The following is a 577-nucleotide window of genomic DNA, read 5'->3' on the forward strand; positions in this document are numbered from 1 at the left end:
CGGTAGTTAACCCTTCCTCCTACACTCTCCACAATCATGTCCGAGCGTTGCACTTATTATCTGAATTCGCGATCATCTTTTAATATATAATCAACTCTATTTTTAAATGATCTCCCTGTTTTAGCTACATTTCCTTTCATACCGTATAAACCTCACAAGCCTTTAATATTCTTTTCATAAGTTGCTTTATAGCAAAGTTAGCTTCTGAGGCTACAGATTGTTTAAAGTCTTCATTGATATGTAATTTTTTAGCAATCTGATTTATATTATTACCTTGATGCTGTATTTCTCTATACAATGATTGCTCAAACTCAGGCATTTTTCTTTTTATCACTGGTTCAGCTTTTAATATTTCTCTTCTGATATAATGGCCTCTTTCTAAACCAGAAGCGTCCACTAATGATTTTAAATATTCAAACTCTGATTTATTTACTCTGAACTGTATCGATATGTCTCGGCGTTCGTCAGCACTTAAATTTATACGTCCTCGTTTTCTGTCTGTTGTTGGCGGATTCAACTCCGAAGTGCAACGCTAAGCCGCCAATCTTAGCTCTGCAAACACCACAGACGGTTGCCT

1 protein-coding gene is annotated in these 577 nt (G+C 36.0%); it reads right to left on the reverse strand.

Translation table 11 applies throughout. From position 1 onward, the window contains the following. Positions 1 to 136: 136 nt before the first annotated feature. A complete protein-coding gene (locus ACSZPU_RS26220) occupies positions 137 to 517 on the reverse strand; it encodes a plasmid mobilization protein (RefSeq protein WP_499004549.1) in 381 nt (126 codons plus the stop codon). Between the last annotated feature and the right edge of the window lie 60 nt (positions 518 to 577).

Source organism: Phytobacter sp. V69, from assembly GCF_965644215.1.
GTDB lineage: Bacteria > Pseudomonadota > Gammaproteobacteria > Enterobacterales > Enterobacteriaceae > Phytobacter.